Annotated in this window: 12 protein-coding genes and 3 pseudogenes; 11 read left to right on the forward strand and 4 right to left on the reverse strand. The window is 61.6% G+C overall.

Going from position 1 to position 14564, the window contains the following annotated elements:
- The first annotated feature begins 102 nt into the window (after positions 1–102).
- The 3 genes and pseudogenes from ABNF92_RS07815 (at position 103) to ABNF92_RS07825 (ending at position 5065) form a co-directional block, all read left to right on the forward strand.
- Positions 103–1161: an HlyD family efflux transporter periplasmic adaptor subunit gene (locus ABNF92_RS07815; RefSeq protein WP_011784165.1), complete on the forward strand. Its 1059-nt coding sequence runs from the start codon at positions 103–105 to the stop codon at positions 1159–1161.
- Positions 1158–3940: pseudogene (gene rbbA / locus ABNF92_RS07820) on the forward strand (ribosome-associated ATPase/putative transporter RbbA). The gene ABNF92_RS07815 and the pseudogene rbbA overlap by 4 nt, the downstream one beginning before the upstream one ends.
- 3 nt (positions 3941–3943) lie before the next feature.
- Positions 3944–5065 carry an ABC transporter permease gene (locus ABNF92_RS07825; protein ID WP_011784164.1) on the forward strand — a complete coding sequence of 374 codons (1122 nt, stop codon included), beginning with the start codon at positions 3944–3946 and terminating at the stop codon, positions 5063–5065.
- Between the two features lie 46 nt (positions 5066–5111).
- Here ABNF92_RS07825 and ABNF92_RS07830 read toward each other — a convergent pair whose 3' ends face one another.
- Both ABNF92_RS07830 and ABNF92_RS07835 read right to left on the reverse strand, forming a co-directional pair.
- The gene (locus tag ABNF92_RS07830) at positions 5112–6176 is read right to left on the reverse strand and encodes a phospholipase A (protein ID WP_223268867.1); all 1065 of its coding nucleotides are present in this window, start codon (positions 6174–6176) and stop codon (positions 5112–5114) included.
- Positions 6177–6415: 239 nt separating this feature from the next.
- Positions 6416–6784 (reverse strand): annotated as a pseudogene (locus ABNF92_RS07835) (transposase); the annotation flags it as partial.
- 141 nt (positions 6785–6925) lie between these two features.
- Between ABNF92_RS07835 and ABNF92_RS07840 the strand changes: the two are divergent.
- The 3 genes and pseudogenes from ABNF92_RS07840 to ABNF92_RS07850 all read left to right on the forward strand — a co-directional run.
- Positions 6926–7253, forward strand: a pseudogene (locus ABNF92_RS07840) (helix-turn-helix domain-containing protein); the annotation flags it as partial.
- A 76-nt stretch (positions 7254–7329) separates the two neighbouring features.
- Complete coding sequence (locus tag ABNF92_RS07845; RefSeq protein ID WP_031209720.1) at positions 7330–7626, forward strand: type II toxin-antitoxin system RelB/DinJ family antitoxin; 297 nt, start codon at positions 7330–7332, stop codon at positions 7624–7626.
- On the forward strand, positions 7619–7903 hold the full coding sequence (locus tag ABNF92_RS07850; RefSeq protein WP_011784161.1) for a type II toxin-antitoxin system RelE/ParE family toxin: 285 nt from the start codon (positions 7619–7621) through the stop codon (positions 7901–7903). The genes ABNF92_RS07845 and ABNF92_RS07850 overlap by 8 nt, the downstream gene beginning before the upstream one ends.
- 77 nt (positions 7904–7980) lie before the next feature.
- Here ABNF92_RS07850 and ABNF92_RS07855 read toward each other — a convergent pair whose 3' ends face one another.
- Positions 7981–8415, reverse strand: a complete 435-nt coding sequence (locus tag ABNF92_RS07855) for a universal stress protein (protein WP_011784160.1) — start codon at positions 8413–8415, stop codon at positions 7981–7983.
- 147 nt (positions 8416–8562) lie between these two features.
- Here ABNF92_RS07855 and slyA point away from each other — a divergent pair, with 147 nt between their 5' ends.
- The 4 genes from slyA to ABNF92_RS07875 all read left to right on the forward strand — a co-directional run bounded on the left by slyA (position 8563) and on the right by ABNF92_RS07875 (position 12476).
- A complete protein-coding gene (gene slyA, locus ABNF92_RS07860) occupies positions 8563–9033 on the forward strand; it encodes a transcriptional regulator SlyA (protein WP_011784159.1) in 471 nt (156 codons plus the stop codon).
- A 13-nt stretch (positions 9034–9046) separates the two neighbouring features.
- Positions 9047–10237 carry an HlyD family secretion protein gene (locus ABNF92_RS07865; RefSeq protein ID WP_198324799.1) on the forward strand — a complete coding sequence of 397 codons (1191 nt, stop codon included), beginning with the start codon at positions 9047–9049 and terminating at the stop codon, positions 10235–10237.
- Positions 10230–11861, forward strand: coding sequence for a DHA2 family efflux MFS transporter permease subunit (locus ABNF92_RS07870; RefSeq protein WP_011784157.1), 1632 nt, complete (start codon positions 10230–10232; stop codon positions 11859–11861). Before ABNF92_RS07865 ends, ABNF92_RS07870 begins: the two co-directional genes overlap by 8 nt.
- 219 nt (positions 11862–12080) lie before the next feature.
- The gene (locus tag ABNF92_RS07875) at positions 12081–12476 is read left to right on the forward strand and encodes an ectoine synthase (RefSeq protein WP_011784156.1); all 396 of its coding nucleotides are present in this window, start codon (positions 12081–12083) and stop codon (positions 12474–12476) included.
- A gap of 99 nt (positions 12477–12575) precedes the next feature.
- Here the strand turns inward: ABNF92_RS07875 and ABNF92_RS07880 are convergent, their stop codons facing one another.
- Complete coding sequence (locus ABNF92_RS07880; RefSeq protein ID WP_011784155.1) at positions 12576–12998, reverse strand: TetR/AcrR family transcriptional regulator C-terminal domain-containing protein; 423 nt, start codon at positions 12996–12998, stop codon at positions 12576–12578.
- Between the two features lie 221 nt (positions 12999–13219).
- Here ABNF92_RS07880 and aupA point away from each other — a divergent pair, with 221 nt between their 5' ends.
- Positions 13220–14560: an alkane uptake protein AupA gene (gene aupA, locus ABNF92_RS07885; RefSeq protein ID WP_036219378.1), complete on the forward strand. Its 1341-nt coding sequence runs from the start codon at positions 13220–13222 to the stop codon at positions 14558–14560.
- Positions 14561–14564 lie beyond the last annotated feature (4 nt).

Raw genomic sequence — 14564 nt, forward strand, 5'->3', positions numbered from 1 at the left:
AGCTTCAGATGTGGGTCTACAAAGATCTCGCTCAGTCTCAATTCAATGATCAAGAATGAGTGAGCCAACTGGCGTGGAGCAATCCAAGACGTGAAAAAGTTCATGAAAGCAGGTATTCGAGGCGTCCCCGCTGCGATTGTCATTGGGCTGGGCGTTTGGGCCGGGTGGCATTTTCAACCGCAGGACTTGCCCGACGGATTCGCCGCCGGAAACGGTCGGATCGAGGCGGTTGAGATCGATATCGCGGCCAGGACCGCAGGCCGGATCCGGGAGATCCTGGTCAACGAGGGCGACTTCGTCCGCGCCGGCCAGGTCTTGGCGAAAATGGACACGGCCGTCCTGGAAGCGCAGCTCCGGGAGGCCGAGGCGCAGTTGCAACGGGCGCTCATCGGCATCGAGACCGCGCAAAGCCTGGTGACCCAGCGCGAGGCCGAGAGGCAGGCCGCCGAGGCGTTTATAGCCCAGAGGAAGGCCGAGCTCGACGCCGCGCAAAAACGGCTTGTCCGTACCCGGGAGCTCGCCTCAAAAAATGCCGCCTCCGAGGCGCAGCTCGATGACGACCGTGCCGCGGCCGCGGCGGCGAAGGCTGCGGTCGGTGCCGCGGAGGCGCAGGCGGCGGCCGCGCAAGCCGCCATAGGGCGGGCCAGGTCGGATGTCATTGCCGCGGAGGCCTCGGTGGAAGCGGCGCGGGCCACCCTCCAGCGCATTCAGGCGGATATCGACGACAGCGTGCTGAAATCGCCGCGTGACGGGCGCGTCCAGTACCGCGTCGCTCAGCCCGGCGAGGTTCTCTCCCCGGGCGGCGTGGTGCTGAACATGGTCGATCTCACCGATGTGTACATGACCTTCTTCCTGCCGACGGAACAGGCCGGGCGGGTCGCGCTCGGGGCCGAGGCGCGGCTCGTGCTCGACGCCGCTCCACAATACGTGGTCCCGGTCGAAATCTCCTTCGTCGCGGACGTCGCACAGTTCACGCCCAAGACGGTGGAGACGCAAGAAGAGCGCCAGAAGCTGATGTTCCGCATCAAGGCGCGGATTGCCCCGGACCTGCTCAGAGAGCACCTCCTCCAGGTCAAGACCGGCCTGCCGGGCATGGCCTATGTGCGGCTCGACCCGCGGGTGGATTGGCCGCCTGAACTGCAGACGAGACTGCCGCAATGAGCCGGGGGGAGCATGCACAGATCGAGGATGGCGGGGGGGCTGCCGCGCCGGTTGCCCGCCTGCGGGATGTGTCCCTGCGCTACGGCAAGGCGCGTGCCCTCGACGAGGTCACTATCGACATCCCGGCGAACTGCATGGCCGGGTTGATCGGCCCGGACGGGGTCGGCAAGTCAAGTCTGTTGGCGCTGATCGCAGGCGCCCGCGCGGTCCAGACGGGACAGGTCGCAGTGCTCGGCGGCGATATGGCCGATGCGCGCCATCGCCGCCGAGTCGGCCCGCGTATCGCCTACATGCCGCAGGGCCTGGGACGGAACCTCTATCCGACACTCACGGTATTCGAGAACCTCGACTTCTTCGGGCGCCTGTTCGGGCATGACGGCGGCGAACGGGAGCGCCGCATCGAGGCGCTGACCGGGGCCACCGGGCTCAAGCCGTTTCTCGATCGGGCGGCGGGCAAGCTGTCCGGGGGATGAAGCAGAAGCTCGGCCTCTGCTGCGCGCTGATCCACGACCCGGACCTGCTCATCCTCGACGAGCCGACCACCGGTGTCGACCCCCTCTCACGACGCCAGTTCTGGGAGTTGATCGCCGGCATCCGTCGTTCCCGGCCCGGCATGAGCGTGCTGGTGGCCACGGCCTATATGGAGGAGGCGGCACGTTTCGACTGGCTGGCGGCGATGGACGATGGGCGGGTGCTGGCCAGCGACACGCCCGAAGGCCTGCTGCACAGCACGGAGGCGGAGTCGCTGGAGGCAGCCTTCATCCGGCTGCTGCCGGAAGACAAGCGCCGGGATTATCGGGCGGTCGAGATTCCGCCTCGGCCGGAAGACGATGGCGATGCCGCCATCGAGGCCCGGGACCTGACCATGCGCTTCGGCGAGTTCACCGCGGTCGATCATGTGAACCTGCGTGTCCCACGGGGTGAGATCTTCGGTTTTCTCGGCTCCAACGGCTGCGGCAAGACCACGACCATGAAGATGCTGACCGGCCTCCTGCCGCCGAGCGAAGGCCGCGCCTGGCTGTTCGGACACGAGGTGGACCCGCACGACCTCGCGACCCGGCGCCGGGTCGGCTACATGTCCCAGTTTTTCTCGCTCTACACCGAGCTGACGGTGCGGCAGAACCTGCAGCTGCATGCCCGGCTGTTTCACGTGCCCGTTGCCGAGGTTTCAGGGCGAGTGGACGACATGGTTGAACGTTTCGATCTGGCGGCTGTGATCGACAGCCTGCCGGGCCGGCTGCCCCTCGGCCACCGGCAGCGCCTGTCCCTGGCGGTCGCCATGATCCACAAGCCCGAGATGCTGATCCTCGACGAGCCCACCTCAGGTGTCGACCCGGTGGCGCGCGACTCCTTCTGGCGCAGGCTGGTCGAGCTGTCGCGCCGTGACGGGGTGACCATCTTCATCTCCACCCACTTCATGAACGAGGCTGAGCGCTGCGACCGCATCTCGCTGATGCATGCGGGCCGGGTGCTGGTCACCGACACGCCGGCGAATATCGTGCAGCAGCGGGGCGCAGAGACCCTGGAAGAGGCATTCGTCGCGCATCTGGAGGAGGCGTCGGGGGAGGGCGAAGGCGGAGAGGAGCAAACAGCGTCGCTCGATACGGTTAACGCGTCGGCAGGCCATGGCGAACCCCAGGGCTGGCGGCGCATGTTCGATCCCCGGCGCATGATCAGCCACGCCCGGCGTGAAGGGTTGGAGCTGCGCCGCGATCCCATCCGGCTGACGCTGGCGCTGCTCGGCAGCGTCATCCTCATGTTCGTGATGGGCTATGGGATCAGCCTCGATGTTGAGGATCTCACCTTTGCGGTGCTGGATCGCGACCAGACCACCGTCAGCCGCGACTATACGCTCAACCTCAGCGGCTCCCGGTACTTCGTCGAGCGGCCGCCGATCACCGATTATGCCGATCTTGACCGGCGAATGCGCGAAGGCGACATCAGTCTGGCGATCGAGATCCCGCCGGGCTTCGCGCGCGACATTGCCCGGGGCCGGCGGGTCGAGACCGGCGCCTGGATCGACGGCGCCATGCCGACACGGGGCGAGACCGTCCGCGGCTATGTGCAGGGGATTCATGCCCACTGGCTGGCGACCAAGGCGCGCGAGGCCGGCTACGGCGAGGCTTTGGCGGGGCTCGTCAATATCGAGACCCGGTTCCGCTATAACCCGGACGTCAAGAGCCTGGTGGCAATGGTACCGGCGGTGATCCCGCTGCTGCTCATGCTGATCCCGGCCATGCTCGCGGCGCTCAGCGTGGTGCGCGAGAAGGAGCTCGGCTCGATCACCAACTTCTACGTCACGCCCACTACGCGGCTCGAGTTCCTGCTCGGCAAGCAGTTCCCTTACGTGGTCCTGTCCTTCCTGAGCTTCCTGCTGCTCACGCTGCTCGCGGTGACCGTCTTCGGCGTGCCGCTGAAGGGCAGCTTCCTGACGTTGGCGGTGGGTGCGCTGCTCTATATTGGTGCCGCCACGGCCGTGGGGCTGCTGATCTCCACCTTCATGCGCAGCCAGATCGCGGCGATCTTCGGCACGGCAGTGCTCACCATCCTGCCGGCGGCGAACTTCTCCGGCATGATCGACCCGGTCTCGTCCCTGGAAGGGATGGGCCGGCTGATCGGCGAGGTCTATCCGACCACGCATTTCCTGACGATCGCGCGCGGCACCTTCTCGAAGGCCCTCAACTTCTCCGACCTGCATGGCGCCTTTCTCCCACTGGCGCTGGCCGTGCCGGTCCTGATCGGGCTGTCCGCCGCGCTGCTCAAGAAGCAGGAGCGATAGTCTATGCGCCTTGCCAATATTTGCCATCTCGGTGTCAAGGAGCTGCGCAGCCTTGTCCGCGACCCGATCATGCTGGTGCTGATCGTCTACGCCTTCACCGTTTCCGTCTACACGGCGGCCACGGCCATGCCGGAGACCCTCAACAAGGCGCCGATCGCGGTGGTGAATGAGGATCGCTCGCCGCTGTCCTGGCGCATCGTCAGCGCCTTTTACCCGCCGTACTTTGTTCTCCCCGAGGTGATCGAGCAGGCCGAGATGGACGCCCGCATGGATGCCGGCCTCGACACCTTCGCTCTTGACATCCCGCCCAACTTCCAGCGTGACCTGCTGGCAGGGCAGCGGCCCACGGTCCAGCTCAACGTCGATGCCACGCGCATGAGCCAGGCATTTACCGGCAGCGGCTATATCCAGACCATCGTCACCGACGAGGTGCGCGCCTTCGCGCAGCGTTATCGCGAGGTTCCGGAGTTGCCGGTCGATCTGGCGCTGCGGATGCGCTTCAATCCCCAGCTCAACAAGTCGTGGTTCGGCGCCATCATGCAGGTCATCAATAACGTGACCATGCTCTCCATCGTCCTCACCGGCGCGGCGCTCATCCGTGAGCGCGAGCACGGCACCGTCGAGCATCTGCTGGTCATGCCGGTCACGCCTTTCGAGATCATGAGCAGCAAGGTATGGGCGATGGCGCTGGTCGTCCTTGCCGCCACCGCCTTCGCACTGACTGCGGTGGTGCAGGGTTGGCTGTCCGTGCCCATCGAAGGCTCGCTCGCGTTGTTCCTGGTCGGGACTGCGCTGCATTTGTTCGCGACCACCTCGATGGGCATCTTCCTGGGCACCGTCGCCCGGTCCATGCCGCAGTTTGCCTTGCTGCTGATGCTGGTGCTGCTGCCGCTGCAGATGCTCTCCGGGGGCTCGACGCCGCGCGAGAGCATGCCGGAGGCCGTCCAGTACATCATGCTCGCCGCGCCCAACACCCACTTTGTAATGCTGGCCCAGGCCATTCTGTATCGTAGCGCGGGCCTCGCCACCGTGTGGCCGCAATTCCTGGCCATCGCCGTTATCGGGAGTACCCTTTTTGCCTTGGCCCTGACCCGCTTCCGGCGAACACTCAGCACCATGGCCTGACGGACCTGATGCATGGCAGCGTGGAGTTGCGCCGGGCACACTCCGACTAGAACCAGTTATTCAGCAGAATCCCCACGCCAAACCGCTCGATACGCTCGTTATAATCAATCAGACTCTCCCCATACCCGTTGTAGTACTGGAAAAAGCCCTTCATCGTATCCCCCATCGGGAAACTGTACCCGAACTCCACCGACGTCCGATTGGTAGAACGCATATTGTTCAAAAGCTTCAGCGAGAACGTGCGGTCCTCTGTCAGCTTGTAAACCGCGTGGTAACTACCATGTCCGAGATACTTCTCGATATCCGAGTTGTCGTCATCGCTGCCACTCTCCGGCAGCCGGAACCAGGGGTTAACCATAAACAGCCAGCGGTCATAGCTGTAAGCCGCGGTGCCCATGATCCGGTTCCAGCTGCGCGACCGGGGTTCTGATTGACCGTTAGACTGGTGATTGAAGCTCAGAGACACCGCACTCAGAGTGCCAGGCCCAAGATCCCAGTCCAGCCGGTGCCGGAAGAAAATCTCGGGCTCGTAGTTGGTTTCACGGAAGGGAGCGGAGTCTTTGGTGTTGTACACCTGCCAGTAGGACTGCTGGGTATAGCCAAACCAGAAGGTGGTTCGATCATCAAAAATGCCAGTCAGCAGTGGAATCTTGAAACTGATCTGGTATTTCGCCTCTTCCTCTTCCAGAGCGAAGTCATAGCCGGCGGGGCCCAGTCTCGGGCTGGTGGGCCTTGGGTTAGGGTCGTCCACATAGGTGAATGGCAGGATGTAGTTGGGGCGGTGGGTCACAAAACTGCCGGTGAATGAAAAAATTGCCTTCTCCGCGGTCAGGTAATTATCCACCAGGGCTGTCATCAGACCGGTGTCTGAGTCGTCCTCAAGAGCATCGCTGACGATCTGCTCCCGCCGGGCATCATCAGCCACCGGAATAGCGGCTTCCTCATCCGCCTGCTGTAACGTGTCTTCGTCCGCCGCTTTTCTGGCGGCAATGGGGTCATTCTGGGCGTCATAGCAGGCAAGTCGCTGGATGCCGTCCCGGATCAACGCACAGTTAACGGTTTCTTTCTGTTCATCCGGTGCAGCCTGAGCTGCCACCGTGGGGCTGGCCATCGCGAACATCAGCGTAAGCGCCCAGGCTGCTGAAAAACCGTAAGGATATCTTTTCATCGCGTCTTCTCAATTGGCAGCGGTCAGGCTGATCCAGGTGTTGGCAATGCTGCAAATCCGGACCCCAGCAGGCTCAATGCCAGCAGAAGAAAAATCAGCTTGTGCCGGATGTTAGCTTAACCGCTGGCTGACACAACCCAGCACAGGTACATAACGTCTGTTTCTTCGCCGTGAAGCAGGCTGCGAGCCTGGTGCATTTCCGGATCGCGTTTTCTGGCCCGGTTTTTCGTGGACGGCGATGCGGCAAGCAGCGTCGCGTCCACCACGGTGCCCTCGCGTAGCATCAGCCCCTGCCCAGCCAGATGAGCGTTGATCGCCTCAAACAGCTTGCCGGTGAGCCCTTCGCGCTCCAGCAATCGGCGACACTTGAGCAAGGTGGTCGCATCCGGTGCTGACTCCCGGCCAAGGTCAATGCCAACGAAACGCCGGATCGCCTGATTGTCGTAAATCGCATCCTCGATGCCTTGGTCCGAGAAGCCAAAGCACTGTTGGGGCCACTAACATACAGCCGCAACATTCGTCCCAGGCCCATGGGTGGGCGCCCCCGGCCCACCGCCTTTGGGGTAAAACGCTTCCAGTTACGCTTCCAGCGCATCCCACGGAGGCCTGCACGGTCCCCAGTTTGAGCGAACCGGCAATGTGAATAATGTCATCCCAGTGCTATTCGATCTTGTATTGACGCAACTCCGGGCCAGCTCATCAAAGAGTTCGACAACATGGGTGTGGCTATCCGGTTCCTCGACGATGGGATCAGCACCGAGGGGATCATGGGCAAGATGGTAGTCACCATCCTGTCGGCCGTGGCCCAAGCCCGAGCGTCAGCGCATACTGGAACGCACCAACGAGGGCCGCCTGGAGGCCAAGGCCAAAGGGGTCAAGTTTGGCCGTAAACCCAGGGTGGACAAGGATAGAGTCCGTGCCCTGCACAGCCAGGGAGTGGGGGCTACGGAGATCGCCAGGAGGTTAAAGATAGGCCGGTCAACAATCTATAAAATACTGGCATCTGACCAAACGCAGTGATTTTGCTAATATCTACAGCTTGACTGTATCGCATTTGAGATACAAAGTAGAGTTACGCATGACAAACGGAGAATTCATCATGGCTCACACTTCAATGCTGCACGTTCGTGTGGACGACGAGCTGAAGGCTGATGCAGCGGAAAAGCTCGCCAGCTTCGGCTTGACGGTATCAGATGCCGTCCGCATCCTTCTAACCCGCGTAACCAAAGAGGGCGGATTGCCCGTTGGGTTAACGGCTGATCCGGAAGCCCATGACGCCTGGTTCCGCGATAAAGTGAAAGAGGCCCTGGCTGATGCCCGACCTACCGTTCCTCATCAACAGGTAATGGATGAGGCACAAGCGTTGATCGACAGAAAGCGTCGCCGTGCCTGAACTGGAATGGCTGGAACTGGCTCGTACCGATCTGCTAGGGATTGTCGATTACATCTCTGATGACAATCCCGATGCAGCACAGCGCGTAAAAGATGATATCGAGATGAAAGCTGAAAAGCTGCCGGAGTTCCCCACAATAGGCCGCCCTGGTCGGGTTGAAGGGACCCGGGAACTCGTCGCCTGGTCGAACTATATCCTCGTGTACCAGGAGGATGCCTTGACGGTACGAATACTGCGCGTGTTACATGCTGCGCAGCAGTGGCCGCCAACCGATTAACACCTGAATCAAGGGCTTTCTCCTCAGCCTAGCCGGCGAAGACCTTGATGAAGACCCTGCGACATATTCCTTGACAACTACCGGTCCGCAACGGCCACCAGCAGGCTGCATGGCGCGTGGGCGAGCAGCGAAGCGCCGACGGAGCCGTGCCACCACCGGGCCATCGCGCTCTGTTCACGGTGACCGACCACGACCAGATCCGCGCCGACCTCGTGCGCCATTCGGCCGATCTCCTCGGCGGGGTTGCCCGCAGCGAGGCGCGTGTCGACGGAAAGCCCCGCCCGCCGCAGCGCTTCCGCGCCCTCCGTCAGCACGCGGCGCACTTCCTGATATTCTCGCTCCGGCAGGTCTGAGGGTGCCGCCGCTTCAGCGAGCGCGACACCCAGTTCATGGGTGACGACGGCGAGGAGATAGACACGAGCCTGGCAAAGCGAAGCCAGCTCGGCCCCCTGGTCCAGCGCCTCACGGCCTTGCCGGCTGCCGTCATAGGCTAGGAGGATCGTCCTGTACATCGTGGTGCTCCTTTCTGTGATCGGGATGGAACGCCTTTCCCGGTCCTCTGCTCTAGACAGTGCTGCCTTCGGGGCTACATCCCTCGCCATTTGATACTTAGCTATCTATTGATTATAGTACAGCTACATAATGATGCAGGCAATGAGATGACGAAGCCACTTCACGATCAGGAACAATTCGGCCTTCGCCTCGGGCTGGTCGCCCGGCTGTGGCGCGCCGAAATCGACCGGCGGCTGGCCACCTTTGGCCTCACCGAGTCCCGCTGGTTGACCCTGTTACATCTCTCTCGCCTGCCCCAGGCGGCAACCCAGCGTGAATTGGCCGAGGCGGTCGGGGTGCGGGGGCCGACCCTGGTACGCGCGCTGGACCGGCTGGAAGCGGAGGGGCTGATCGAACGCCGCACGGAAGCCGCCGACCGGCGCACCAAATCGGTTCACCTGCGTGCGGAGGCTGCCCCTGTTCTGGAACGGATCGAAGCTACCACAGCGGCGGTGCGGGCGGAAATCTTATCCGACCTGTCCCATGCCGAGGTGGCGACCTGTCTGAAGGTCTTCGAGAAGATCGCCGACAAGCTGGGCGGCACCCCAAGGGCGATGCAGCCTGTGGACAAAAACTGATGAGAGCTAGAGCGTGAACCAGCATATGACCCACCGGGAACACCAGGACGACGATCAGGAAACCGATCTACGCACCGCCCCCGACAAGAAGAGGGAGGCTGAGTCAGAGACGGCTTTACCTCCTGCCCGCCCTCGGCCATGGCGATGGTATGGCGCGATCCTGGCGACGCTGATCGTTCTCGGAGGTGGCGGCTGGTGGCTGTATCAGCAGCTCACCCATGTCGTTGTGACGGATGCCCGTGTCGCCGCCGACATTGTTGCCATGAGCAGCCGGGTTCCCGGTTGGGTGACGGTACTTGAAGTGACCGATGGCGATGCCGCGCAGAGAGGCAGGGTTTTGATCCGGATCGACGACCGGGAAAGCCGTCTCCGTGTCGAGGCGCTTGACGCGCAACTCGCCGGGATTGCCCGCCGCCGCGAGGAGATCGAAGCGCGCATCGCACTCACCGACCGTCAGACACAGAGCCGCATTACCGCCAAACAGGCAGCGGTGAGGGCGGCAGAGGCCAGGTTGGCAGCAGCGGCAGCGCAACTCGATCTTGCCAGACAGGAGAATGACCGGGCGGAGAAGCTGGCGCCGAGCGGTGCCATCAACCGTGCGCGCCTGGACCAGACGCGGGCGGCGCTGGAGACGGCAAAGCAGCAGACATTGAGCGCCCAGGCGGACCTGGAAAATGCCCGCGCCGCCCTGGCCGAGGCTGAAGCCGCGCGCGGGGAACTCACGGTGCTGCGCACCCAGCTCGCCGAACTCGGCCCGGAGGAGCAGCGGCTACGTGCACAAAAAGCCCAGGCCGAACTCGACCTGGAAGATCGCACCATCGTCATGCCATTCGACGGCGTGGTGGACCGGGTATTTGTGGACAAGGGCGAATATGTCACCCCCGGCCAACGCCTGCTGATGGTGCATGATCCCGAGCGGGTGCGTGTCGAAGCGAACGTCAAGGAGACCGACATCCGCTTCTTCCGGCCGGGAAAGAGCGTGATGATCACTGTCGATGCCCTGCCGGGGCGGCGCTTTGAGGGCAGGGTCACGCGCGTCGGGCAGTCCGCCACCAGCGAGTTCGCCCTGCTGCCCAACCCCAACCCGAGCGGCAATTTCACCAAGATCACCCAGCGCCTGCCAGTGCGCATCGCGGTGCAGCAGGACGGCGGCGAACTCAAGCCGGGTATGATGGTGGAGCTGGAGGCGAGAGCCGATGACTAGCGCGCCCCGGCCGGACAGTATCGAGGGGCTATTCGCCCGTTTCGGCCCGTCCTATCGCTGGCTGGTCACAGCGACGGTCATGATGGGCACGATCGCCACTATCCTGACCGCCACCATCGTCAATGTAGCCCTGCCGGATATCATGGGCGCTTTCGGCATGGGCCAGGACAAGGCGCAACTTCTCTCCACCGGCTTCCTCGCCGCGATGACCGGGACCATGCTGCTCAATGCCTGGATGGTCGATACCCTCGGCCAGCGCGCGACCTTTATGTTGGCGATAACCATCTTTATCGCCGCCTCCATCATGGGTGGGCTCGCCCCCGCCGAGGGCGTGCTGATCCTGGCCCGTGTTTTACAAGGCGGCGCGGCCGGCATCCTCCAGCCGCTCGCCATGCAGACGATCTTCCAGGTCTTTCCGCCGGAGAAACGCGGGTCGGCCATGGGAATTTACGGCATCGGCGTGGTGCTGGCCCCGGCGCTTGGCCCGACGCTTGGCGGCATCATGGTCGACAGCTTCAGCTGGCGCTATGTCTTCTTCATGGCCGTGCCCTTCTGCTTCATCGGCCTGTTTATGGCCGCGATCTTGATGCCGGGGCGCGCAACCTCCGGTCCGCCGCGCAAATTCGACTGGATCGGCTTTGGACTGATGACGGTGTTTCTCGTGACCCTGCTCAACGGGTTGTCGAACGGGCAGCGTGACGGCTGGATCTCCGACCCCATCCTGCGCGACTTCGCCATCGCCCTGGTCGCGGGCATCGGCTTCATCGTCTGGGAGCTGCGCACGTCCGCACCCATGCTCAATCTCAAGCTCTTCACGAACCGGGTCTATGCGGGCGCCTCCGTCGTGGCCTTCATTTTCGGAGCAGGCATCTTCGGTTCGACCTTCCTGATCCCGCTGTTCGTCCAGACGATCCAGGGCTACACGCCGACCCGCTCGGGCCTGCTGCTAATGCCGGCGGGGCTGATTCTGGCCCTGGTCTTCCCCATCGCGGGGCGGCTGACTGACAGGACACCCGCCTATGCCACGGTCATGTTTGGGCTTGTGATTTTCGCGTTGTCATCGTTTCTTATGAGCAACGTGGATACCAATACCTCGTTCTGGCTGTTCGCCTGGTGGATCATGCTGGGGCGTATCGGCCTTGGTTTCATCATGCCGAGCCTGAACGCCGGCGCCCTCAAGGCGCTCCCCATGACGCTACTCAGTCAGGGCTCCGGCGCCATCAACTTCGTGCGCCAACTCGGCGGGGCGTTTGGTGTCAACCTGCTCTCCATCGCTCTGGAGCGGCGATCTCAGCTCTACGTAGACAGCTTCACGGCGGCACAGCATGCAGGCAACAGTGCAACGACCGCTATGCTGCACGAAGTAACCGGCTTGTTTGCACAGGCTGGCGTGCCGGAGGCGATACGCCAGGCCGGGGCGATGAACTATCTTGGCCGCGTGATCTACAGCCAGGGCAACATGCTGGGGTACCGGGACAGCTTCTTTATCGTCGGCGCGATCTTCCTGGCCGCCCTTGTTCCGGCGCTGATGATGCGCCGGAGGTCCACGCCTCCGGCGCTGCCGGCCAGCGAGGCCATGCGTCACCCGCCATCGTCGCAGAACGCGATTCAGCAGAGTCGGTGACGCACGTGTCAAGGGGCCACCTCACGAAACGGAAAATAGCGTACGTTAAGCCTCTCGCGGCGTGCGGAGCGGGCCACACCGGGCAATGACAGCCGGGAAGCGCTAGAGGGGTATGACCAGTGGCAGGAGGAAAGGGCCACTTGAAATATATAGATGCCTAATGTTTATACTATAAAGTTGTTTCACCCGATTCTGACCAACCAACCATGAGATACGCCCATGAAAATCGTTAAAGTTCAGGACATCATTGGTACCGAGCGTGAAGTCAGCGACAAGCAGTGGACCAGCCGCCGCCTGCTGCTCAAGAAGGACGGAATGGGATTTTCCTTCCACGAAACCATCATCAAGGCAGGCTCCGAGCACACTTTCTGGTACAAGCACCACCTGGAAGCCGTTTACTGCGTTGCCGGTAACGGGCGCATCAAGGACCTCGCCACGGGTGAAGTTCACGAGATTACCGACGGTACCCTCTACGCCCTGGACAACCACGACAAGCACACCCTGTACGGTGGCACCGAGGACATGCGCCTGATCTGCGCCTTCAACCCGCCGGTGACCGGCCAGGAAGTCCATGACGAGGACGGCGCCTACCTGTCGGACAGCAGCGATAACTGATCCGACTGACTGCCGATCTGATCGCTGGGACACTGCCAGAGCGACTGCTGGCGGTAGCGCTGTTGCTTTGACTGGTACGTCCATGCCGGCGAATCCAGATCATGCCTGGACACCTTTATTGATGACACCGTCCATAGCGATCTGCCAGATAAAATCACCAATGGCGTCGAGTGAATGGACTCCGTTCCGGTCGAACCAGGTTGCAACCCAGTTGAGCGCCCCAAGGCCGATCAGGCGAAGCAAACGGCCGTCAACATTCTGCCGGACCACGCCCTGCGCAATCATTGTTTCGAGGATACCGGCCCACAGGGACTCGTACTGGTCACGCAGTTCGATGATTTCCTTACTAGCCTCCGGGCCCAGCGCCCGCCATTCAAACAACAGCACGTAAACCGCATCCGAACCTAACAACAGGGCTCGCAGATGTGCGTTGATACAAAGACGCAAACGCTCAACCGGGTCGTCCGAGCTGGCGTAAGCCGACTCGACCTCTGCGGTAACCAGGTCGACTCCCCGGCGCATCAGCTCGACAAGCAGCGCTTCGGCAATCTACTTGAGCGACGTCCTTTCAAAACCTTTCTCACGAAAAAGCCTGGCTGAGTTAAAGACGATCTGTGGCGTCAAGAGGGCCAATGTTCCGAAAAAACAGTTTAAGTAAGCTTTTTTGCTGAACAGCATCTGACCGCCTCAACAAGCGCTGTATAGATGTACTGACAACAATAACGAGAAAACGGAGCATATTAATGCCTAAGACTCCCCTTTTTACTAAGGGCCCTACCTCTTGCCTTGCAATCGCAATTCTGTCCGCTGGGGGTTCTTTTCCCACTCAGGCCAGCATGGGCAACATCGGCACCACCTACGGGGTAATGGCAGCCGACGTGGCTACAGCGCAATCCCTGTCTATGTTCAACGATCAGGTGTCTGCCACTTACTATAACCCGGCTTATCTGACAAAAGATCCCCGGGGAGAGCTGACCCTAGGCCTGCTTCATGCAGAACAGGAACTGAGAGCGGATGGCCCCCTGCGGGATGGCGACGTACTCGCCGACTCACCGAGTCAGCATGTGCTCATCGGCATGAAAACAAATCTTTCTTCCTTGACCCGTTTTAAGCACCCCATTTACTTTGGCTTCATCGCGGGAGTAGAGAAGTATGGCAAGGAACTGCTGGCCTTCAGTTCAAACACATCAGAAAGCGGCCAGTTCATGGAGTATGGCAGGGAACCCCTGTTCCTCAATATCGGTGGTGCCACCAACATCTGGCGAGGTATTGACGCCGGAATCTCGGCAAGAGTCACCCTCGAAGCCACAGCCAAGCTGGATACGTTATCGAACCTGGCCGGTGAGACACGACGTGAGCGCCTGTCAGTCAATGCCGAACCCTCTGTAAAGTCGATTCTCAGTACCTCCATCGACTGGGGCAAAACTTTCTGCCCTGAAAGCGGCTGTTGGTTGAGCGGCTGGGAAACGGCCCTTGCTTACCGGGCAGAATCATCGGCTTCCACCAGTATCGACGCAAACGTCATTGTCGACCAGACGATTCCCGATCCGGGGCTTGCGCTTGCGGTTACCACGATAGACTCCTTTCAGCCGGAAATCTGGGTCGTCGGCACCCAGTATAAAGGTGACGGCTGGCGTATTGGCGGCAGTGTAGAACAACAGAACTGGTCAGGCCTGGAAGATAAATTTACCAGCGACACCATCAAGGATCAGAACAGCCTTTCCCCCGCTGCCCGTATGCAGTTTGAGGACACCCTGACTCCCCGCCTCGGTGGCGAGTACATGCTGAACGACAATTTTACCTTCCGTGCCGGCGTCGCCTATGAAGAATCCCCTCTGAAAACCACCCGAAACCCGGAAATCAACTACCTGGACACAGACAAGATTTCTGTCGGGCTTGGCTTAAGTGCCACCTACAACCGGACCCGTCTTCTGGCCTACCCCGTTCGCGTGGACCTCGGTTACCAGTACCAGATGCTGCAAGAGCGTGACTTCACCATTGTCGACTTCAATGGCAATGAAGAAGACGTTACTGCAGACGGCGATATTCACGTGTTCAGCGGCTCAATTACGCTGAGATTTTGAAGAG

The sequence above is a fragment of the Marinobacter sp. MMG032 genome (assembly GCF_040112695.1).
GTDB lineage: Bacteria > Pseudomonadota > Gammaproteobacteria > Pseudomonadales > Oleiphilaceae > Marinobacter > Marinobacter salsuginis.